The following is a 773-nucleotide window of genomic DNA, read 5'->3' as shown; positions in this document are numbered from 1 at the left end:
CGCATCGGCTCCGGCTCGACCGGCAGCAACCAAGTTCCGCGCATCGGGTAAGAAATACCAGTTAACTGCGATTGGCACATCCACTGGTGGTCCAGTTGCTTTACAAAAAATTCTTACTCGTCTGCCGATGAACTACCCACATCCAATCGTGCTGATTCAGCATATGCCTGCGACATTTACGGCGGCATTTGCAAGTCGATTGAACACGTTGTGTAAGATTCAAGTGAAAGAAGCACAAGACGGTGATGTGTTACAAGCTGGTGTGGCTTACCTAGCGCCAGGCGGCAAGCAAATGATGATTGATGGTCGTGCAGGTGCTGCTCGCCTTCGCATCATTGATGGCGGTGATCGCATGAACTACAAACCGTGTGTGGATGTGACCTTTGGCTCGGCGGCGAAAGTTTACGGCGACAAAGTGCTTTCTATGGTGCTCACCGGAATGGGTGCAGATGGCCGAGAAGGTGCACGTATGCTGAAATCGGCAGGTTCAACCATTTGGGCACAAGACGAAGAAAGCTGTGTGGTTTACGGTATGCCTCAAGCTGTTGCTAAAGCGGGCATTTCTTCTGAAGATTTACCTCTTGACCGAATTGCAGAACGCATGCTGGTGGAAGTGGGTTTAGCGTAGGATAAATCATGATCGTTTGGAGTGTAGCTAACCAAAAAGGTGGGGTAGGAAAAACCACATCAACAGTGACACTAGCAGGTTAGTTGAGTCAGAAAGGTCATCGTGTATTGATGGTCGAAACAGATCCTCATGCGTCACTGGCGAC

At 49.8% G+C, this 773-nt stretch carries 1 protein-coding gene and 1 pseudogene; both read left to right on the top strand.

The window, feature by feature from the left end:
• Nucleotides 1–628: chemotaxis-specific protein-glutamate methyltransferase CheB (gene cheB / locus R8O11_RS26940; protein WP_318194839.1), on the top strand; the 628-nt coding region annotated here is incomplete at its 5' end.
• 8 nt (nucleotides 629–636) lie between these two features.
• Nucleotides 637–708, top strand: a pseudogene (locus tag R8O11_RS26935) (ParA family protein); the annotation flags it as partial.
• Nucleotides 709–773: the final 65 nt, after the last annotated feature.

The sequence above is a fragment of the Vibrio sp. 1288 genome, from assembly GCF_033344475.1.
This window is presented reverse-complemented; position numbering and strand designations above follow the sequence as displayed.